Source organism: Ruegeria sp. ABV4_181 (assembly GCF_056158465.1).
The window spans coordinates 196,424-217,635 of the sequence record NZ_JBSWTI010000006.1; the positions used below are offsets into that span (position 1 = coordinate 196,424).

The following is a 21,212-nucleotide window of genomic DNA, read 5'->3' on the forward strand; positions in this document are numbered from 1 at the left end:
AAGACCCGGGCCGCACCGGCCCGGGTTCCGTTCGCACATTCCTGGCGCCTGATGTGCCTCAAAAGACCGGGATCAGTCTCGGTTCAGCAATGGGAATCCTGCCATGCATCCTTCTCTTCAAGGTTTGATTACAATCATTGTCGGTGTTGGTGGGTGTATCGGGTATTACTATTTCTCGAACCAGTTTCTGGATAAGGTCCTGTTCCCCGCCAAGGGCCCCAATGCGGGGCGCAATATCAATCGGGCCAACAGGATAAGACCCTGGCTGTTTCTCTTCCCGGCAATGTTCGCGCTTGGCCTGTATCTTGCCTATCCGGTGGTGGAAACGCTCCGCCTGAGCCTGACGGATCGCAGTCAGGGCGGTGCCTTTGTCGGACTGGCCAATTACAACCAGATGTTCAGCGAAGCGAAGTTCTGGGAAGCCATGCGCAACAACATGCTTTGGCTGATCGTAGTGCCCGCGGCGTCGACGGCTTTCGGCCTTCTGGCCGCGCAGCTAACCGACCGTATCAAATGGGGCAGCATCGCCAAGTCGCTGATTTTCATGCCGATGGCGATCTCATTCGTGGGGGCCTCGGTGATCTTCAAGCTTATCTACGACATCCGGCCGATTGAATCGAACCAGATCGGCGTTCTGAACGCGGTATGGCTTCAGTTCAACGGAGGGGTCGGATCTTTCCTGCTTCTGAAACTTGTACCGGGGCTGATGGTGCTGAGCATCGCGGGCATTTTGCTTTATGCCGGCTGGGTCCTGTATCAGCTGATACGACAGGGCAGCGGCGACAATTCCTCAGGTTTCCTGTCGACCATACGGTTCGCCGGCATTGTCGTGGTGGGTTATTTCGCGGTTCGCGCGCTTGTGCTGGTCGTCAACATTTTCAGCGCCGACCTGCCCTACGGCCAGCCCCAGACCTGGCTGACAATTCCGTTCTTCAACAACTTCTTCCTGATGGTTGTGCTGATCTGGATTCAGACGGGTTTTGCCATGGTGATCCTGTCTGCCGCGCTGCGCGGCATTCCAGAAGAGACCATTGAGGCTGCGATCATTGACGGGGCCAACCCGTTTCAGGTCTTCTTCTCGATCAAGATACCGCAGATCATGGGCACCATCGTCGTGGTCTGGACAACCATCACGCTGGTCGTTCTCAAGGTCTTCGATATCGTCTTTGCGATGACCAACGGCCAGTGGGAAACGCAGGTTCTGGCCAATTACATGTTCGACAAACTGTTCCGCGCAAATGACTGGGGCGTCGGCTCGGCCAGTGCGATTATCATCATGCTGCTGGTGTCGCCGATCCTTGTCTGGAACGTTCACAACGCACGCAAGGAGATGAGCTGATGGACGGCATGGCAGGAACCAAATCGTCCCTCACATGGGCGGTGCATATTTCAGTTGTTCTACTGGTGGCTCTGTGGTTGTTCCCGACCGTTGGGCTTCTGGTGTCATCCTTCCGGACAGCTGATCAGATCACCAGTTCGGGCTGGTGGAACGCGATGTTCCCGGCCCAGCAGACCTTGCAGATGCGCACGGGTGGTCGGGATGCCGCCACCCAGCAGGACGGGCTGTATGTGGTTGAAGGCAACCTGCTGACCGACGCCGAAGATGGCCCCGGAACCGAGGTGACCCTGTCCAGATACGGCGTGTCCTCGCGTGATGTTTCGGCCTATGAGATCGGTGAAAAGGCCGAGTTCGGCGAAGAGACTATGATCCTAAACGCGGATGGCAGCTATCGCTATACCAGTGTCGAAGAACCCGGACGTCGCGGCCAGCGTGTGTTCATCCAGGCCGAGGTGCCACCCGAATTCACACTGGAAAATTACAACCAGATCCTGTTCAGCGGTTCCAGCACGGACAGCATGGCCAAGGCGTTCTTCAACACGCTGACGGTAACGATCCCCGCAACGATCATTCCGATCGTGGTCGCGGCCTTTGCGGCCTATGCGCTGGCGTGGATGCAGTTTCCGGGCCGGGCGCTGCTGATCGCCTGCGTTGTGGGCTTGCTGGTTGTGCCCCTGCAACTGGCGCTGATTCCGTTGCTGAAGCTGCATCTGGGGATCGGCATCGGCAAGGGATATCTTGGCACCTGGCTGGCGCATACCGCATTTGGCATGCCGCTGGCGGTCTATCTGCTGCGAAACTATATGGTCGGGCTGCCGCGCGACATCATCGAAAACGCCAAGGTCGACGGAGCGACGGATTTTCAGATTTTCGTGAAAATTATCCTCCCCCTGTCGTTCCCGGCCTTGGCGTCCTTTGCGATTTTCCAGTTCCTGTGGACGTGGAATGACCTGCTGGTTGCCAAGGTGTTCCTGATCGACGCCACCGGTGAGACAACTGTGATGACCAACCAGATTGTCGAGCTTCTGGGCACGCGTGGCGGAAACTGGGAAATTCTTGCAACCGCTGCTTTTGTCTCGATCGCGGTACCCTTGTTGGTTTTCTTTGCGATGCAGCGATATCTTGTTCGTGGCCTGCTGGCCGGTTCGGTGAAGTGACCCTGACATGCACGGATCAGTCTCCCCCTCCCCTCAGATCGAAAGCCGGATCGACCCGGACTGGTGGCGCGGTGCGGTAATCTATCAGATCTACCCACGCAGCTTTCAGGATTCCAACAATGACGGCATTGGCGATCTGCCGGGGATCATCCACCGGCTGCCCTATATCGCGGAACTCGGCGTCGACGCGATCTGGATTTCACCGTTCTTCCGGTCGCCGATGCTGGATTTCGGGTATGATGTCACCGACTACCGCGACATCGACCCCATGTTCGGAACTCTGGGTGATTTCGGCGCGCTGGTTGAACGGGCGCATCAGCTTGGCCTGAAGGTTCTGATCGACCTCGTACTCAGCCACACCTCGGACCAACACCCCTGGTTCGCCGAGAGCCGCACCGACCGCGACAACCCGAAATCGGACTGGTATGTCTGGGCAGACCCGAAACCGGACGGCTCGCCCCCCAACAACTGGCTCAGCATTTTCGGCGGTTCCGCCTGGGAATGGGACGGCCAGCGGATGCAGTATTACCTGCACAATTTCCTCAAAGAGCAGCCGGACCTGAATTTCCACTGCCCGGATGTTCAGCAGGCGCTGTTGTATATCGTGCGCTACTGGCTCGATCACGGGGTCGACGGGTTCCGTCTGGACACCGTGAATTTCTATGTTCACGACGCGCAGTTGCGCGACAATCCAGCTCTGCGACCGGACCAGCGCAACGATGAGACCGCACCCGCGGTAAACCCCTACAACTTCCAGGATCATCTGTACGACAAGACCCAGCCAGAGAACCTTGAGTTCCTGCGCCGGTTTCGGGCGCTGCTGGATGAATACCCCGCAGCGACATCCGTTGGCGAAGTTGGCGAAAGCCATCGCGGCACGCAGGTTCAGGCGGATTATACGTCCGGCGGCGACAAACTGCATATGTGCTACGACTTCTCGTTTCTGGCCAACGCGCATCCTTCGGGATCGCGGGTTGCGCATGTGCTGGAACATCTCGACGAGGTTGGCCCGGATAGCTGGGCCTGCTGGGCCTTTTCTAACCACGATGTCGTGCGTCACAAGTCACGCTGGAATTTGACCGATCCGGCCTATCGCGCCTATCTTGCGCTGCTGTGTTCCATCAAAGGGTCGGTCTGCCTGTATCAGGGCGAAGAGCTTGGCCTGAACGAGGCATATGTCGGGTTCGAAGACCTGCAGGACCCCTACGGTATCCGCTTCTGGCCCAAGTTCCGCGGGCGCGACGGCTGCCGCACGCCGATTCCCTGGCGCCGGACCACGCCCAATGGCGGATTTTCGGATGCGCGCCCGTGGTTGCCGGTTGCCGTGGAACATACCGAACGGTCGGTCACAGTTCAGGAAGACGATCCGAACAGCACGCTGAACTATTACAGATCAGTACTGTCCTTCCGCGCGCAACACCGGGCTCTGGCCAATGGGCAGTATGAACCGGTCGCCGCACGGGACGATTTCCTCAGCTTCATCCGAAGCACAGACGACGAACGCATCTTTTGTGCCTTTAACCTTAGCGACAGCGAACAAGCAACGGACTTGCCGGGTGAAGACTGGGCGACGATTGCGGATGCGCCCTGCGCCCCGCAAGACCTGTCCGGCCGCACCGTGACCCTGGGTCCGTGGCAAGCCCTATTCGCCAAGGCAGCAGTGACTTCCAAGGGGAGAGCAAATGGCTGAAATCAAACTAACCGACGTCCAAAAGGTTTACAGCGGCAAGGTTCACGTGCTGCACGATATCAACCTGGATATTAAAAAAGGTGAGCTGATCGTTTTTGTCGGCCCTTCCGGCTGTGGGAAGTCCACCCTGCTCAGGATGATCGCCGGGCTTGAAACCATCACAAGCGGGACGCTGGAGATTGACGGCCAGGTCGTCAATGACGTTCCCCCGGCGCAGCGCGGTATTGCGATGGTGTTTCAGTCCTACGCGCTCTACCCCCATATGACAGTGCGCGACAACATGTCGTTCGCCCTGAAGCTGGCCAAGAAAACCCCGGAAGAGATCGACGCCGCGGTCACCAATGCGGCGCGTATTCTGCAACTTGAACCGTTTCTTGACCGTCTGCCCAAGGCGCTGTCAGGTGGTCAGAGACAACGGGTCGCCATTGGCCGCTCGATCGTTCGGGACCCCAAGGTCTATCTGTTCGATGAACCGCTTTCGAACTTGGATGCGGCGCTGCGGGTTGCGACCCGTATCGAGATTGCCCAGCTCAAGGAATCCATGCCTGACAGCACGATGATCTACGTCACGCATGATCAGGTTGAGGCGATGACGCTTGCCTCGCGCATTGTTGTTCTGACGGTTGGCGAAGGGATCGGACAGGTCGGCACACCGCTGGAGCTTTATGAAAGGCCGGAAAACGAATTTGTTGCGCAGTTCATCGGGTCCCCGGCCATGAACCTGTTGCCGGGCGAAATCACCGCAACGGGCGAACAGACAACGATCCGGATGGAAGGCGGCGGAACCGCCATCTCAGCGGCGCCATCAACCGAGGCGCTTATGGGACGGAAGGTCAATGTCGGCGTTCGGCCCGAGGATCTGGTTGAGACAACCGGTGATTACATATTCGAAGGCAAGGTGAATATCACCGAGGCGCTGGGTGAAGTCACTCTGCTGTATTTCGAAAGCACCGGCGACAGGGACCCGCTGATCGGAAAACTGACCGGCATCCACCAAGATCGGGGCAAAACCCTTCGGATGACGGCTGAGCCCGAGAAGGTGCAGGTCTTTATGGACGGACGCTCGCTGTATTACATGTAAGCGCGCTGGCGTCTCAGACGGCATGCGATATCCCAGTGTCAGCCCGTTCGTCATGGCCTCAATTGCCGGAGGTGAACGGGTCGCACGGGGGTGAATGTTCCATCAAGGCCGGGTTCGTTATCCTGACGTCACGGACGAAACCGGACAAGGCTGCCATGTTCCGGATTACCTAAGACCAATTTGAAGCTGCCCCAATGCCACCAAACAAGGTCCACAACGCCTCTGACGATATCGGCGAAACGCTTTTTGACCTGCGCTATCAGCGCAGCCGGGACGACCTCTGGCCGATGCTGGAGCGGCTTTACGGCCATCGCGACGACTTTGACCAATTCCGGAAGGCGCTGGACAGATTGCTTCGCAGAGCCTGGAAAAACCGCCCGGAAGACTTGCGTATGCTCGATCTGAAACGGGATCTGGAACCGGATTGGTTTCAACGTCAGGACATGGCGGGATATGTCTTTTATATTGACCGCTTCTGCGGTCACTTTCGCGACGTTTCAGGCAAGCTGGATTATCTAAGCGACCTCGGCATCAATTACGTGCATTTCATGCCCTGCCTGAAACCGCGCAAGGGCGACAATGACGGCGGCTATTCTGTTCAGGATTATCGCGCGATCAATCCCGCCTTTGGTACGATGGAGGATTTTGAAAGCGCAGCCCGCGCCTGCCGCGCGCGTGGGATCAGTGTCTGCATCGACATGGTGTTGAACCACACCGCAAAGGAACACGCCTGGGCCAAAAAAGCGCGCAAGGGTGATGCGAAATATTCGAACTACTACCTGATGTTTTCCGATGACACGCTGCCGATACAGTACGAACAGTCTCTGGTCGAAGTCTTCCCGGATGGCGCGCCCGGTAATTTCACCTGGTATGACGATTGCCAAAAATGGGTCTGGACCACGTTCAACGAACACCAATGGGACCTGAACTGGGCCAACCCGCAGGTTTTTCTTGAGATGACGGACATCATGCTGTCACTGGCCAATCGCGGGGTCGATATCCTGCGATTTGATGCGGTTGCGTTCATGTGGAAGCGCATGGGCACGCGTTGTCAGTCTGAGCCTGAATGCCATGTACTGCTGCACGCGCTGCGCGCCGCCAGCCGGATCGTCGCGCCATCGGTCATTCATCTGGAAGAAGCCATTGTCAGCCCTGCTGAGATGTTGCCCTATCTCGGGCGCGGTGAACACGACGGCAAGGAAGGCAACCTGGCCTACCACAACTCGCTTATGGTGCAGTTCTGGTCATCGCTTGCGTCCCGGGACACAAGGCTGATGACCCATGTGCTTGATACGCATTTCCCCAAGACGCTTACAAACGCCACTTATGCGACCTATCTGCGTTGCCACGACGATATCGGCTGGGCCGTGACGGATGAAGATGCCGCAGCTGTCGGGCTCGGCGGTCAGCCGCACCGGGCCTTTTTGTCGGACTTTTACGAGGGCGTGTTTCCCGGAAGCTTTGCCAAGGGCGAACTGTTCCAGTTCAACCCCGATACCGGCGACAAGCGGATCAGTGGCACCTGTGCATCGCTTGCCGGGTTGGAACGCGCCGTGGCGGCCGGTGACGGCCCAACAATCGACCGCGCGATCGACCGGATACTGATGGGTCACGCGATTATCGCCAGCTATGGCGGCATTCCCCTGATTTATATGGGCGATGAAATTGCGTTACTGAACGACTGGAGCTATCGCGACGATCCCGCCAACGTGCATGACAGCCGCTGGCTGCACCGGCCCATGATGGACTGGGATCGTGCGGGCACAGCGCAGACCGAACCGGATGGCGCGCCGGGGCGTGTCTATTCCGGGATGCGGGAAATTCTGGACCGCCGCGCCAGAACAAAGGAGTTTCATGCCGCCAACCCGACAGAAATTCTGAACACCGGCACATCCGCATTGTTCACATTTGCCAGACGGTCACCGACCGGCAGCGTTGTCTGCGCCTTCAATTTTTCCGAAAACGCAGTCGAAATGCCGGTGTCCTGGCTTCGCCGGCAAGGCGCATCCGGACTGCATGACCTGCTATCCGATACAGCGATCAACCCCGTTGATGGGCGCATTACTTTGCCGCCTTACGCACGTCTCTGGCTTCGTTGAGAGGTCACGTCAAACCTGACGCATTCAGATCGAAAGCAGCAGGGAAACAGACGGGAATGCGATAAGCAATGCCAGACGAAGGATGTCGGCCACCCAAAACGGCAAAATCCCCGCAAACATCGTCCGGATCGGGATATCCGGCAGGATCGTACGCAGTACGAATACGTTCAGTCCGATGGGTGGCGAAATCAGGCTGATCTCGGTCACGACAACTACGATAATCCCGAACCAGATGGCCACCGCCTCGGGGCTCGACAACAAGCCGTCTCCGAAGTCCAACGCCATGACCATCGGAAAGAAGATCGGCACCGTCAGCAGGATCATCGACAGGCTTTCCAGAAATGCGCCCAGCAGAATGTAGATCAGGACCAGCACAAACATCACGACAAAGGCATTGACGTTCAGGGACTGCACAAAGCTCAGGATCGCGTCGGGCAGGCCCGCAAAGCTGACAAAGTTGGAAAACACCTCGGCCCCGATGACAATCGCGAAGATCATGGCGGTGGGCCGGACCGTGTCGATACCCACCTGAATGAGGTCGGGAAACCTCAACCCCCCCATGCCAATGGCGATCAGCAGAGAAAGGAAGGCCCCCACAGCCGCAGCTTCGGACGGGGTAAAGAACCCACCATAGATACCGATCATGATCAGAGCAAACAGCCCGACAACCGCGCAGACCCCGACGATATCCCGCGGTGTCAGTGGGATATCGTCGGAACCCGCTGGTGCCAGTTCGGGTTTTACCTTTACCGCCGCATAAACCGCCGCCATGTAAAGCAGCACGCCTAACAGCCCGGGAAGCAATCCTGCCAGGAACAGTTTGGCAATATCCGCTTCGGTGATGATGCCGTAAATGATCAAGATGACCGAAGGCGGGATCAGAATACCCAATGTCCCGCCGGCTGCGATGGACCCTGTCGCAAGGCTGTCGGCATAGCCGACCTTGCGCATGGATGGCATGGCCACCTTTGACATTGTGGCAGCGGTGGCAAGCGACGATCCGCAAACCGCGCTGAACCCTCCGCAGGCCACCACCGTCGCCATCGCCAGACCGCCGTGCAGATTGCGCAGCAGCCGTTGCGCGGCGGCGAACAGGGAATGGCTGACACCCGATGCGGTCAGCAGGTTTCCCATGAGAATGAACAACGGGATGACCGACAGGGTAAACGAGAGAACCGTGTCAAAGGTTGTATTGCCCAACAGGGTAAAACTCGCCTTCCAGCTGCGCAGCAGGGCAAACCCGACCGTACCGACGCAGATCATGGCAAATGCAATCGGCACCCGCGCCAGAACCAGCAGAAACAGGACGGCGATACCCAGAAGTGAGGCGATCATTCATCAGAGCCTTTGAAAAACGCAACCGCCGCGGCAAAGACCGATACGGCGCAGGCCGCAGAAACGAGGAATGCAACCAGATAGACAGGGATGGATAGAGAGTTCGTCACCGTGCCCCGCTTCTGCAGCTTTGCGGCGTGTTCCCAGACCTCCCACGCCATGGCTGCAAACGTGCCGGCCACGATGACGAAACCAACGAGAACGAGAACTCTGGACATCAGCGCGCGGGACGGCAGCGTGAGGAGATCGACTGTCACATGTTCGTTGGAAGCGGTGGTCAGGGGCATGGCCAGAAACACCAGAACGGCAAGACCGATTTCCGTCAGCTCAAACGCGCCTTTTATCGGGCTGTTGAAAACATAGCGCGCTACCACATCAGCGGATGTCAGCAGCATCATCGCCAGCAGGACCACCACAGAGCCGACAGCCATGGCGCGGAACAGCATCACGCTTTTGCGCGGACGGGTTGCCGTGTCCTGCTGGCGCATGACGGTTCAGTTTCCGGCCTGAGCGCGCATTTCCTTCAGCGCAGCCGTCCCGTCAAACCCGGTGGCGGCCACTGCCTCGGCCCAGGCCGCTTCGTGCTTGTCCGCGAAACCGCGAATGGTGTCGAGAACCGCATCCGGCGCTTCGTAAACCTCGACCTGGCTTTCGGCCACATATTCGGCGCCCACGGCATCTGCTGCATCCCAGGCCTGGCCGGCAAGCGCGGCAAAGGCTTCACCGGATACGGCTTCAATGGCCGCCTTGTCAGCGTCCGCGATATCGTTCCAGCGGTCTTCATTCATGATCAGGAACCAGGACGTGTTATACATGCCGCCCGGAATGCGCATCGTGTGGGTCACGTGATCCGTAAGCTTGAACGCTTTCAACGCTTCCATCGGGAAAGTAACGCCGTCGATGACGCCGGTGGACAGTTTCTCGAAGACCTGACCGGGGCCCATGAACTGTGTGGTGATGCCCAGATCCGTTGACAGATCCGCTATATACCCGCCCGGGGTACGAATTTTCAGACCGGCGAAATCGTCGGCAGTTTCGATCTTGCGCTGGTTATTGTGGAACATGCCCGGCCCGTGAACGAACAGACCAAGCAGCTTGGCGCCTTCGTGTTCAGCCTGTGCATCCAGATCCCCGGCATAAACGTTCCAGTAAGCCACTGAGGTGTTTTCCGCCGAGTCTCCCAGAAACGAAAACTGCCCGATCCGCGAGCGCAGGAACCGGTCGTCGCGGGTAAAGGAATGCAACCCATAGGTAATATCCGCGACCCCATCCACGGCCAGATCATAATGCGCCGGGGGCGGGCCAAGCGGTTTGGGAAGAATACGCACGGTCACCCGGTCCTCGGTGGCTTCGGCGACGGAATCGGCCCATGGCTGGATGACGTTCGCAACGACCGGATGCTGCGGCGGCAACCATGAAGACAAGACAAACTCTTCGGCTGTCGCGACCGAAACGGTCAACCCGGTGCTTATCAGCGTGGCTGCCAGAAGTCCGCCGATCTTGGTTCCAGTGATCATGTCATTCTCCTCCCCAGAGATAGCAGTTCCCAGATTGCAACTAGTTACTATCGAAACTATATTGCAAGTATTGGTTTCATGTGCAACGATGTCAACTAAAATCACGACAGACTTGGCCAACCGCTATTGCGGTCGGTGGGAGATACCGCATGGGACAAAAGTCGAAGATTGAAACCCACGAACCAGCCAAACCGACCGAGCTTGATCTGAACAGTTTCTTTCCCTATCAGCTGCGCCGGACCTACGCCGCCGTGAACGACCTGGTACGGGCCATCCACCAGGACAAGTTTGATCTCAGCTCAGCCGAATGGCGGGTTCTGGCAATTCTGGTGCGCGACCGGAAGATCACCAACCGCGAAATCGTCGCTGCCGCGACCATCGACAAAGTTGCCGTCAGCCGCGCCGTGGGAAAACTGGAAAGCCGGCACTTGCTTGAACGGCACCCAAACCCCGACGACGGCCGAAGCGAACTGCTTACACCATCGCAAAAAGGGCTGGATCTGTACAAGGCAATGTCCCCCCATCTGGTCGCACTGGAAGAGCAGATCCTTGGCGCATTGGCACCGGATGAGCGTAAGACACTGACGAAGATGCTCGGCAAGCTTGAGCAGTGTGCGCGTGCGCAACGGTGACTTGGGGCAGATGGATATAGTCCGTGTGCCAAAATGCAGGCTGTCCGCAGGATAAATTCCCGCCCCGAACGATCCCTCGGTTCCGACATAGGTGCTTAGTGGACCCGGAGTGTTCTTAATTTTGCAACAGAGTCGCCGAATAAATTGCGGTTCCGGTTCTTTTCGGGAATTTGAAGGCTTTACGCGTATATTCCTATGCTTAGAAAAGTAAGAACCATATTTGATGATTTTGATGGGCAAGGCATGGGACAACCAGCCCCGGTGGCTGTGACTTCAGGATGACAGACCAGGCGCTGAAATTTGACCGGAGCGGATCGCTATGATTTCTGCCAGCGACCGGGCCGCCACATTGATACCTGATCCGTGTATGGAGTGCGGCGGATGAACCGGCATTTCTCGCGAAATGTGGCCTGGATCACCGGATCCAGCCTGGTCGAGAACCTGACCGGGATTTTCGTCTTTATTCTGGTGGCCCGGATCATAGGCGCCGAGGCTTTTGGCATCGTCATGATGGCCTTTGCCTTTGTATTCATTGGCGAGGTTCTGGTTCGCGACACCATGACCGAAGCGATCATCGAGCGTCACACGATCGAGGATGGGCGGCTTGAAGGCACATTCGTCGCCCTCATGTTTGTCTCGCTTGCCATTGTCGGCCTGCTGATCCTGTTTTCGCCGGCGATCGCCGCGCTATACGGCCAACCAAAGGTTGCCGGTTTGCTGACGGCTGCAAGCCCGGCGATCCTGTTTCTGGGCGCTGGCGGAGTATCCAGCGCCATCCTCAGGCGCAACCACGATTTCCGGATCATCGCAATTCGCAACGCCGTGGCCGTTGTGGCGGGCGGCATTGTGTGCATCACGCTGGCGGTCAATGGCTTCGGAGCCTGGAGCCTGGTCGGGCAGCGATTGGTGCAGCTTGGCGTCAACTCGGCGATCTCGATTGTCGCCGCGGGCTGGTTGCCCAAGCGGATTCCGACACGCGCCGATCTCGCGCTTGTGCACGGGCTGGGCCCGAACACGCTTGTCCTGCGGACATCCTCACTGGTCATCGTCCACACACCGACCATCGCACTGGGCCTGACAACAGGCCCGGTCGCGGTAGGTCTTTATTCCTTCGCGTTCCGGCTGGTGGAGTTGTTGACGACACTGGTTTCGTTTCCGCTGAAAGGCGTCGCACAGTCGAGCTTTGCCGAACTGCGCCGCCAAACGGGTGACACGGCGCGCTTCCTGCTCAACGTGTCCCAGATCGCGGCGCTGATTGCTTTTGTGGCCTTTGCCGGGCTGGCCGTGGTCGCAAAACCCGGCGTTCTGCTGACTGTCGGTCCGGACTGGACCGGTGCCGGACAGATCCTTCCGCTGATGTGCCTTATGGGGGCAGTGAATGCGCTTGTCGCCATACAAGAGGCCTATCTGCTGGCCCATGGCAAACTTTCGCGGTTTCTGGTTGCCGCAGGAATCGAGGTCGCGGTTGGTTTCGCCCTGATAGGTGTCGCGGCGCAGTTCGGTTTGTTTGCCGTCGCGGTCGCTGCCACGACCCGTGCCGTAATCGCGTTTCCAATACGTTCGAATGTTGCGCTGGCGACCGAGGCCATCGGGTGGCGGCGTTATCTGGCGAAGCTGGTCGCGCCTTTGCTGATCTCTGCCGCAATGGCCCTGGTCGTGCTTGTGTGGCAAAAACTGGTCGGTGGGTCTTTGGGCGTTGCGGCGCTGTTTTTCAGTTCCATCGGCATCGGAGGATTGGCGTTCTTTGCCCTGATGCCCGTCGCCATGCCCGGCTCCATTTCCCAGGCGTTGCGGATGATCCGTGGCGAGACGTAAGCCAAGGAACCGCCACTAGGCCAATGTGGCAATCCGGTGTGCGTTGGCCATGACTGACAGGGTGATTGTACTGGCCGGGATCGCCGGCATGACTGAGGCATCGACCACATATGTCCTGGTGGCGCCGTGCGGCCGTCCGAGTGTGTCGGTATCGCCCAGCCCGGGATTATTCTTCATGGGCAGGGTCGCGCCGCAATGAAAGCTTGAACCCGGCAGGCCGATCTGGCCCGCCTTGGTAATTGCGATCAACCCTGCGGGCCGCAGGTATCTTGCCATTGCGTGCCGGATTTGGCCAACCCGTTTTCCAAAATCCTCTGCCTCTTCGACCTCTGCGCTCAGCCGTCGTTCAGGATCGCCCGGCGCGGGCCGCAGGTGAATTTTGGCACAGTGATCCGAGTGCAGGAAGCTCTGCACGACAATCAAACGACGCGCGACGCGGTCGAATACCGGCCGCAACAGGCCAATGCCATGCCCGTATTTGTTGAACATTTCGCGCGCGTAGAAGTCATTCCAGCCGTAAAGCTGCGAGTGTATGGTCCAGGGGGATATCGCCTGGTCGCGCAGTTCGACAAACGCAAGCGCCAATGTGTGATGGGGTCCGGACCCGATATTTCCCGCCCCCCAGGTCGCCAGATGAGGTGTGAACATGTGCCGGCTGTCGCGGAGAACCACGCCGCGCCCCGCCAGTTCGCCATTGCTTTCAAACAAAAGCCGTGCGGTCTCGAGCACGCCGGTCGCGACGAAGACGCGCGCGCCTGAAATCGGCGAACGCCCGTCCGCGATATCCAGTGTTACACCGTCTGCACCCTCGCGGATCCGAACGACCTCAGCCTGTTGGTATGCAATCCGGCCTTCCCGCAGGTGGGCGGCCATTTTGGCCGAACTGTTGAAAATCTGACCGTATGGGCAGCCGTACAGGCAAAGCCCGCAGGCGCGGCAATCGGGTCCGGCCGCCTGACGCGCGAGTCCCGGCCAGAACTGTGCTCCGCCCGGTGTGGTTTTCGGTTTCAGGCGGCGCAACAGCGTCCTGGCCTGTCGCGTCGCGGGTAACTGATGCGCAAGCGGCAGGTCGCCCGAGGCCAGAATGTCGTCGAATGAGGCCGCGCTGCCGGCAACAGATACCAGCGACGCGACCTCGGCATAATGTGGTTTCAGATCGGTCGCAGTGACGGGCCAACCCGCCAGATCATCAGGAGCCCAGGGCAGAACTGCCGACCCCCACACATTGCTCAGGCCGCCGAAAGCCCGCGAAGACTGCAAAACCACATCCGTGTTTTCGGGAAAAACCACGTCGTCCCGCGCGCGCAGCGCAAAGCGTGATCCGAAACGCGCCGCACTGTCGGTAATATCAAGCTGACGGGCGCGGAGTTCAGCCAGCGCGCCCTGATCCCAGCCTTCCGGTTCCGTCGCACCCAGAGTATCGCGGAGCGCGGCGCGGTTCGGTTCAAGCTTCCGACCCGCATCCACAACGGTTACTTTCCGGCCCCTCGCCAACAGAGCCTCAACCGTTGCCAGCGCCGAGGGACCAGACCCAATAACAATGTCGGTCAGCCCCTCCGTCATGGATACCGTCCATGCGGGCCGTTCCCGTCATCAAAAATGCGCTTCGTTTCCAATGGTTGGCGCCTGTCTCAAAAGTCCGGACCAGATTGTAGATCGGATACCATATGTCAACCGCCTGACTCCGGCCGCATCGGCAGGTGGCGGTTGGGGATGGGTGGCTTTGCGTATTGTCGGAATTGCCGGCCCCTGTCTGGAAACATTTTGCCGATCTACGTGCCATTGTTCACTTTGCAGAACACGTGCGAAGGCGCATTCCCCTGCGCCTTGCAACGCTGTGCGACCTGTGAAAGTGATGTAAATATGCAGCGATTACCCGCGCGCAGTTCTGATACGGCCGGAGAAAGACCCATGACGACCGAACAGTCGCAAAATGGTGACCAGCCACCCCTGTCGGTTCTTCAGATCGGCACGCAGTTCAACCTTGGCGGCATCCCAAGGCACATGCTGGCGCTGACTCAGACATTGCGCGAACTTGGACATGACATCACGCTGTCGGGCAACGCAGGCGTCTGGTACGGGGGTGATGACGACGGTTTTCTGCAACTTCCAATACGCTACGTGGCCAGCGAGGGGGGGCGCATCCCCGCGCGACTGAAACACCTTGCTCATTCGGTTCTTGGATTGCGCCGATGGCTTGGGCGGAACCGCGTCGATCTCATCCATGCGCATGAATCGGCACCTGCGTTGGTTTCGCTGATGGCCCGCACAGGACGGCGTATTCCGGTTGTGGTGACCTATCACGGCTCCGAGCCCGAACGCGTGAAGACGTTTTCCCGCGTAGCCAGACACTGCGATCTGGTGATCACGCCCAGCCATGCCTCGGCGCGGGACCTGATCGAGATCGGCGGAATCCCGGCAGCACAGGTTCAGGTCCTTGGCCTCGGCGTCAAACCGGCACCGGTGGATTCGGCCGAAGCGATTGCCGCCGTGCGGCAGAAATATCTTGGCGACGGCGAAAAGCTTATCGTGACCGTGGCGCGCCAGTCGCACCAGAAGGGCATCGATATCCTGATCGACTGTGTCGCCCGTATGAAAGACATCCAGCCCGGTTACCGTTTCCTGCTTGTCGGTGATGGACCACTGGAAGAAACCTACAAGGCGCTGGCAGCAGAAAAAGGCGTGCTCAGCCATCTGACCTTTGCGGGCCGCACCGAACAAGTGCATCTGCACGTGCGCGCGGCGGATGTGTTCGCCCTGACCTCGCGCTACGAGGCGCTGCCCTTTGTCATTCCCGAAGCCTTTCAGACCGGAACCCCGGTCGTAGCGACCGCCTGTTCGGGGGTTGTCGAACTGGTCGATGACAGCGTCGGGCGTGTTGTGCCCGTCGGTGATGTGGCCGCGATCTGCAATGCGCTTCATTCGGTTCTTGCGGATGAGGCCGCCTTAGAGCAGATGGGGGCCGCCGCTCTGGAAAGAAGCCGCGAGGACAGATTCAACCCGGATTGGGTTCACCAGCAATTTATCGACACATATCGAAGGCTGGCCGCGAAACGCTAGCTCAGGTGGTTCCGCCCCCTATTTGTAATAGGCTGCCACATCTTTCATTCGGTCCTGTATGTCGGCACCGCGCGAAAGACCCAGCTCAGCTTTGGCCCGGGATACGTCGATTTCACCGGTCGAGGTGTAAAGTTCGAACAGGAAACGATCGGGAAACTGCTCGGCTGTGCCGCTTTGACGATACTTGCGGAGCTTCCGCCCGACCATGTCGATGGTGTCGTTTCCGACGATTGTTCGCAGTTTCGAGCTCACGCGGGCCGCAAGGCTCGGCCCCTGATCGACCGGCCCATCGACCTGCGGCGGAAGCCGGGACTCCAGTTCGGCGAAGGGCCGGGTTTCCACCGTTCCGGTGCCAATCGCACTCGACAGCGCCCGGTAATAATCTGGCCAGGTGATCGGTGATGGATCGGAAATCAGATAGGCGCGAACTCCAGGTTTCGCTATGGCACCCGCGTTCACGGCCGCCATGGCCAGATCGCCCACGTGGACAAGATGGCACAGACCAAAGGGGCGCCCGGCCGGATGATCCGCAGGCGCATCCGGAACAAGGATCGGACCGGATCTGAGGCGATCGACAACGGCCTCGCTCCACATCCGGCTGCCTGGCCCGTAGACAAGCGTGGGGCGCAGCAGGGTTGCGGATGCCAGTTGCCCGTCATGGACGGCCTCGGCAATCAGGTTTTCCATGGCGATCTTGGCACCACGATAGCTGGAACCATTGTCCGGCGCGGTTATCGGAGCATCCTCGACAAGCGCACCGGAAGGCCAGCCATCATGGACGACGACCGAGCTTGCGTGCACGAGATTGCGCACACCTGCCTTGGCAATTGCGTCCAGAAAACTGCGAAAGGCCGACAGGTTATCCGATCCCGAAGCGCGCAAATCATAGGCAAGGTGAAACACCGTATTGACGCCCTTCAGCGCCGATCCCGGGCTGCTGATGGAGCCCCGCGAAACCTCAACCCCAAGCTGCGAAAGCGCGCTGGTGCCCGGACTTCGCGCCAGCGCACGTGTGCTGGCCCCGGATTTTATCAGGCATTGCACAACCGCCCGACCGATGAACCCGCTCGCGCCGGTCACCAGAACCGGCGCGTCGCCCTGCGGCCATTTGGACGTGCTAATTGCGTCTTGCTCGGTCATTGTCGGCCCTTTCCGGTCAGCCCCTTCCGGCAACTGAGCCCCACTGCCGCGCCCGATGCAAGGAAAACCGGCAGGGTTCATCGCTGCTTGGCGTGTGTTTGGCCCGGCGGATGCCCCGATTTCGGGTTACAGAGTTCTTTGCAAGTTTCGCGTTCCGCTTATCCTGCGTGACGGGAGAAATTGGTATTGCGGACTTACCGCGTTCACTTTATGTTCTACTCAGGTAACAGTCGGACACGAATTATTATGACAAAGATTGCGGTACTGCTGACACAGGGATTTGCAGACTGGGAATACGCGTTGATCGGCGGAGCGGGTAGGTCTTTTTACGATCTGGATGTTCAATATTTCTCTCCCGACACCGGAGAAGTCAGTTCAATGGGCGGGCTTCGCGCCGTCGTATCTCAGGATCTGGATGCGCTGTCAGGCTGGAAACCGGATGTGGTCGTGGTTGTTGGCGGCACGATCTGGGAAACCGCGGAAGCACCAGAAATCGGCCCTCTCCTCGCCGGGCTGCATGAGGGCGGCGCAGCGGTTGGCGGGATCTGCGCAGGGACGCTGGCTGTGGCTCGTGCGGGGCTATTGAACGACGTGCAACATACCTCGAACGCTGCTGATTTCCTGGTCCAAAACGTTGAGGACTATAAGGGCGCTGCCCGGTATCAGGACAGCGCATCGGCGGTCTCTGCCAGCCGGGTCATTACGGCACCGGGCACCGCACCCGTAAGTTTCACCGCCGCCGTGCTGGAGGCGGCGGGTGTCCCGGATGAGGCGATTGCGAAGTTCAGGGGCGCCTTGTCCGCTGAGCACGGGTAGACTGCGAACTGTAAGTTCGCGCTGCGCCCAAGGGGTTGGGCTTCCCTCACATCACTACTGTCAAAACAAACACTCGCAATCAGGGGTTGAGCGCTGACGGCAAGCGTGCAATGCTCTTACCTATCTGTTTCCACAGTGTTTTTTGTATTGCGCGCAGCTTATGAGATTAAAATCGGCATAACCCGAACATATGCGCCATTACGTTCATAGTTTTGACTGGGTGCGGTTTGGAATGAAGCGATTTAGTGGCCGGCTTACGGGCAAGATCAGCAGGCTTTGCCGAAAGAGGCTTGATTACTGCCTTTGCATTGCTCTGGCCGCGCCATTCGGCGTTTTGCATCCTGCGCAGGCTCAGAACAGTTGCGGGTATCCAGGCGGGGCTGCCCCCCGACAGGTTGAAACTGTCCCGCTAGGTCCGCCCGGTTCGGGCAGTTTCCACGGAGGCGGCGGGTTGGACACAGTCGCGCTGGATGGCCCTACCAATCTGGTAGCCGGCCGCGGACGTCTGGAATCGGTCGAGCGGATTGACGTGGAAAACGGACAGTTTGACACGGTGGTGGTGCTGGGCGATCTGCTGAAAACGGCCGATGAAGGCGAAGTGGATGTGCGCGCCGACTGGTTCGACATCGTTATCGTTGATCCAAGGCTGCAATGGGAACGCACCCCAAGCGAGTCCTTTGCCGATGAATTGCTTAAAACCCGGATCGACGGAACCCACTTGCAAGTCCGGGTTCCGATCGGAACCTATGTCTTAACGGGAAAAGACATACCTGCCCTTGTCGCAACCTCGGGCCCGGCCGGAGACTTCGTCTGGGGCCCGAGCATGGTTGCCAGTTCGCAACCCGAAACGCTCAATCCGGAGCCTCAGGAGGTCACGCTGCGGTGGGCAGAGGCCGGGATCGCGCGCCCAGACCTGTCTGCTTTTCAAACCGGGGTACGGCGGGTCAATCTAGACCTACAGAATGACGCTGCCAACATCGTCGAAATTTCAACGGATCAATTGTACAGCCGGGATATCGACGAAATTCATTTGAAAACGGATGCCATCGACCGCGTTTTTGTGTCTGATCCGCAGTGCTGGACGCGTCAGGGCCATACGGACCCCGATCTTGCCCGGCTGAGTTCCGAGCACGACAGTGGCCGATCCGCCGAGATACACCTGTCCCGATTCCATTTGTCCCGCAACAGTTACGGACGAAACCGGCACGGGCGCGCTGAAAACCCCGGTGTCTGGCACCTGAGCCGTGACGCGCAAAAGGCTCTGGATGCGATCGACTTGCGAAACGGCGGGAAGGACTTCCTTATTCTGCGCAATGATGGGCGGTTACGGCGCGCCACAACCGCCCTGATCTTTGGCGACCCCGGCGACGAAGTGTGGCTTGACGGCACGGCGGGCTGGTCGATTGGGTTCGACGATCTTGGGCTGACCGCGCGGCTACCGGCCGATTTCCGGAACGCCGCGCTTGTTGTCGGCGTCAATCCCGGGGTTGTCCTGCGTCAGATGCCCATGCCGGCATTTCTGGGCAACCCGGCGCTGCTCGACCTTTCCCACTATCCGGGCTCCAGGAACGAATCCGATTTATCCAAAACGCTTTACGTCACGCGGGGCGGCTATGTCGGGTTTTCGGCCGAACAGTTTGCCAACCGGCAGCTGATCGACCTGACCAATGGGGCCCAGAACATATTGCGGCTGCACCCGGATGATTTGTCCAAGGCCGCATCCAGCGTTGAGATTCGGGGCGATTCCGATCTGGACATCCTGTTTGCCAGGGAAATGCCCGCGCCTGAAATTCAGGCCGACGGCACCTATGTCTGGCGGCTGACCCGCAACGGCGCCACCCAGACCATAACCTCTAAACCGCTGAATATTATAAGATAAAACCAGATTTCAGGGATTTTCACCATGTTCCAAAACCCAGACACCGCGTTCGACCAAAAGGCCAGCGGGATTGGCCGGATCACCCTGGCGGCCTGTGCCGCCCTGATGCTTTCGGTCAGCGGATCACCGGCACAGGAACAGGATGACCTGTCCGCCTTTGCCAACCGGCTGTCCCCGGACATACTGAAACAGTTGGGGCGGGCAAAAGGGCAATACCTGCAACAGGCGGCGACGCAGATCTACTCCTACGCCCCGGACGGCGTATTGACCAAAGACGCGATCGACATCGTCGAACAACAGCACGCCGCCAAGGCCCGGGCCAAGCATCTGACGGCCATTCTGGGGCATGATCTGAACGGGGATTTCCGGATTTCGCAGGACGAAATCCAAAAGCAGGCCCATCTGATCAACCAGCACACAAAAGGTCAGCTTGCACTGGCCTTCGCGGGGTTCGACGCCGATGGCGACGACATTCTGACCGCGGCAGAGCTGAGCGCCTTTTTCGACAGTCTGGGCACTAACCGCTTTCGCCGGGAGCAGCTGGATCAGTATCTGGCCTTCGATTTCAACAAAGATGGTCAAGTAGACGTCGCCGAAATCTCGATGGTGGCCAACGCGATCAACCCGGACGTTCTGGAAGTATCTGCCAAAAGGAAAACGTCGCGAAAGAATGCGATCACGGCCAGGTGCCTGGCTCCGGCTGTGCCAAGCGGGCATGACGTCGTGCTGGTCTCGGGATATCAGGGGCCGGCCACGTCCAACATTGCCGTAAACGGGCAGGACAGCACGACGACGGTTGCCTCAATCATCGTAGAACCGGGCGACACGCCGCTTTATGTGTTTGCCGTCGCGCGCGGTCCTATCGTCTGGAAATTCGAAGGTGCCACAGATCGGATCAAGCAGATTGTGGTTCAGCCCGGCAACAACGCGGCCGGACCCGGGGCGGCGGTTCAAGGTGTGGATGCCAAGGCTGTCACCTTTGTCGCGCCGCGCAGTTGTGTGAGCAAATACACCAGCAAGACAGGGCCGGAACTGAATGCCCTGACCAAAGAGCTTTCGGCAAAGCTGTCGACCCGGATCGCGTACCCGGTCGCGACCTACACGCTGGATCATGTTCAGATTCCGTCTGGCATTCCGGCCGAGGACCGGCAAGCAGGCGCTGGACGGCCTTACCGGACACCGGTGGACATTTCCGTCGGGTCGAACCGGTACCGTTTGGACGTGACAGGCATGGTCGCGCTGGACGCCGAAGGCAACCCGAAAACCGAACCCGGCCCTGAGCGCCAGACCATTCGTGAGATGATCCGCTTTTTCCGCGGCGGGTTGACGCCATTTTCCGCAGAAGAACTGATCGCACCAGCCAAAGTCGAACCCTATGACGTGCTGCCGGATCAGGCTGGGCTGCTGCAACTGATCGCTGATGGCAAACTCCAGGTCCTGCCGAACAGAACCTACCGTATTGTTGCGGACATTCCCCGGTATCCTGCGGGGTTGACCGGCTCACATCTGGTGACATTTGTGGTTGCCGATGGCGTACAACTGCCGCCGGGACGCCCCGGCCATTCCTCGGTCATCCTTGAGGAAACCGGCACCTGCATTATCGGTGCAAGATGCTGAAACGGCTCAAAAGTGGTTAGAACAAATCCTGCTTT

At 59.0% G+C, this 21,212-nt stretch carries 16 protein-coding genes; 11 read left to right on the top strand and 5 right to left on the bottom strand.

What is annotated here, in order from left to right; all coding sequences use genetic code 11:
• Positions 1-103 precede the first annotated feature (103 nt).
• From ACXAC3_RS20440 to ACXAC3_RS20460, 5 genes are all read left to right on the top strand, one after another.
• The gene (locus ACXAC3_RS20440; RefSeq protein ID WP_475164289.1) at positions 104-1,339 is read left to right on the top strand and encodes a carbohydrate ABC transporter permease; all 1,236 of its coding nucleotides are present in this window, start codon (positions 104-106) and stop codon (positions 1,337-1,339) included.
• Positions 1,339-2,496: a carbohydrate ABC transporter permease gene (locus ACXAC3_RS20445; RefSeq protein WP_475164290.1), complete on the top strand. Its 1,158-nt coding sequence runs from the start codon at positions 1,339-1,341 to the stop codon at positions 2,494-2,496. The genes ACXAC3_RS20440 and ACXAC3_RS20445 overlap by 1 nt, the downstream gene beginning before the upstream one ends.
• A gap of 7 nt (positions 2,497-2,503) precedes the next feature.
• Entirely contained in the window at positions 2,504-4,186 is a 1,683-nt protein-coding gene (locus tag ACXAC3_RS20450) for an alpha-glucosidase (protein ID WP_475164292.1), read from the top strand.
• Entirely contained in the window at positions 4,179-5,267 is a 1,089-nt protein-coding gene (locus ACXAC3_RS20455) for an ABC transporter ATP-binding protein (protein ID WP_475164293.1), read from the top strand. The genes ACXAC3_RS20450 and ACXAC3_RS20455 overlap by 8 nt, the downstream gene beginning before the upstream one ends.
• Before the next feature lie 194 nt (positions 5,268-5,461).
• A complete protein-coding gene (locus tag ACXAC3_RS20460) occupies positions 5,462-7,366 on the top strand; it encodes an alpha-amylase family glycosyl hydrolase (protein ID WP_475164295.1) in 1,905 nt (634 codons plus the stop codon).
• A 24-nt stretch (positions 7,367-7,390) separates the two neighbouring features.
• On the opposite strand, the gene ACXAC3_RS20465 is transcribed toward ACXAC3_RS20460, so the two are convergent.
• From ACXAC3_RS20465 to ACXAC3_RS20475, 3 genes are read right to left on the bottom strand one after another with little or no spacing between them, the layout of a single operon-like run.
• Positions 7,391-8,701: a TRAP transporter large permease gene (locus ACXAC3_RS20465; RefSeq protein WP_475164297.1), complete on the bottom strand. Its 1,311-nt coding sequence runs from the start codon at positions 8,699-8,701 to the stop codon at positions 7,391-7,393.
• Positions 8,698-9,189, bottom strand: a complete 492-nt coding sequence (locus ACXAC3_RS20470) for a TRAP transporter small permease (protein ID WP_475164300.1) — start codon at positions 9,187-9,189, stop codon at positions 8,698-8,700. Before ACXAC3_RS20470 ends, ACXAC3_RS20465 begins: the two co-directional genes overlap by 4 nt.
• Positions 9,190-9,195: 6 nt before the next feature.
• A complete protein-coding gene (locus tag ACXAC3_RS20475) occupies positions 9,196-10,218 on the bottom strand; it encodes a TRAP transporter substrate-binding protein (RefSeq protein ID WP_475164301.1) in 1,023 nt (340 codons plus the stop codon).
• A gap of 149 nt (positions 10,219-10,367) precedes the next feature.
• Between ACXAC3_RS20475 and ACXAC3_RS20480 the strand changes: the two genes are divergently transcribed.
• Together ACXAC3_RS20480 and ACXAC3_RS20485 are read left to right on the top strand one after the other, a co-directional pair.
• Entirely contained in the window at positions 10,368-10,850 is a 483-nt protein-coding gene (locus ACXAC3_RS20480; protein WP_475164302.1) for a MarR family winged helix-turn-helix transcriptional regulator, read from the top strand.
• Positions 10,851-11,231: 381 nt separating this feature from the next.
• The gene (locus ACXAC3_RS20485) at positions 11,232-12,665 is read left to right on the top strand and encodes an oligosaccharide flippase family protein (protein ID WP_475164304.1); all 1,434 of its coding nucleotides are present in this window, start codon (positions 11,232-11,234) and stop codon (positions 12,663-12,665) included.
• Between the two features lie 15 nt (positions 12,666-12,680).
• On the opposite strand, the gene ACXAC3_RS20490 is transcribed toward ACXAC3_RS20485, so the two are convergent.
• Entirely contained in the window at positions 12,681-14,228 is a 1,548-nt protein-coding gene (locus tag ACXAC3_RS20490) for a GMC oxidoreductase (RefSeq protein ID WP_475164305.1), read from the bottom strand.
• 348 nt (positions 14,229-14,576) lie between these two features.
• On the opposite strand from ACXAC3_RS20490, the gene ACXAC3_RS20495 reads away from it, so the two are divergent.
• A complete protein-coding gene (locus ACXAC3_RS20495; RefSeq protein ID WP_475164306.1) occupies positions 14,577-15,725 on the top strand; it encodes a glycosyltransferase family 4 protein in 1,149 nt (382 codons plus the stop codon).
• Positions 15,726-15,743: 18 nt separating this feature from the next.
• On the opposite strand, the gene ACXAC3_RS20500 is transcribed toward ACXAC3_RS20495, so the two are convergent.
• Complete coding sequence (locus ACXAC3_RS20500; RefSeq protein ID WP_475164308.1) at positions 15,744-16,865, bottom strand: NAD-dependent epimerase/dehydratase family protein; 1,122 nt, start codon at positions 16,863-16,865, stop codon at positions 15,744-15,746.
• 246 nt (positions 16,866-17,111) lie between these two features.
• Here ACXAC3_RS20500 and ACXAC3_RS20505 point away from each other — a divergent pair, with 246 nt between their 5' ends.
• From ACXAC3_RS20505 to ACXAC3_RS20515, 3 genes are all read left to right on the top strand, one after another.
• Positions 17,112-17,681 carry a DJ-1/PfpI family protein gene (locus tag ACXAC3_RS20505; protein WP_475164310.1) on the top strand — a complete coding sequence of 190 codons (570 nt, stop codon included), beginning with the start codon at positions 17,112-17,114 and terminating at the stop codon, positions 17,679-17,681.
• 451 nt (positions 17,682-18,132) lie between these two features.
• Entirely contained in the window at positions 18,133-19,560 is a 1,428-nt protein-coding gene (locus ACXAC3_RS20510) for a hypothetical protein (protein ID WP_475164311.1), read from the top strand.
• Between the two features lie 24 nt (positions 19,561-19,584).
• Positions 19,585-21,177 (top strand): EF-hand domain-containing protein, encoded by a 1,593-nt coding sequence (locus tag ACXAC3_RS20515; protein ID WP_475164312.1) that lies wholly within the window; start codon positions 19,585-19,587, stop codon positions 21,175-21,177.
• The last annotated feature ends 35 nt before the right edge of the window (positions 21,178-21,212 follow it).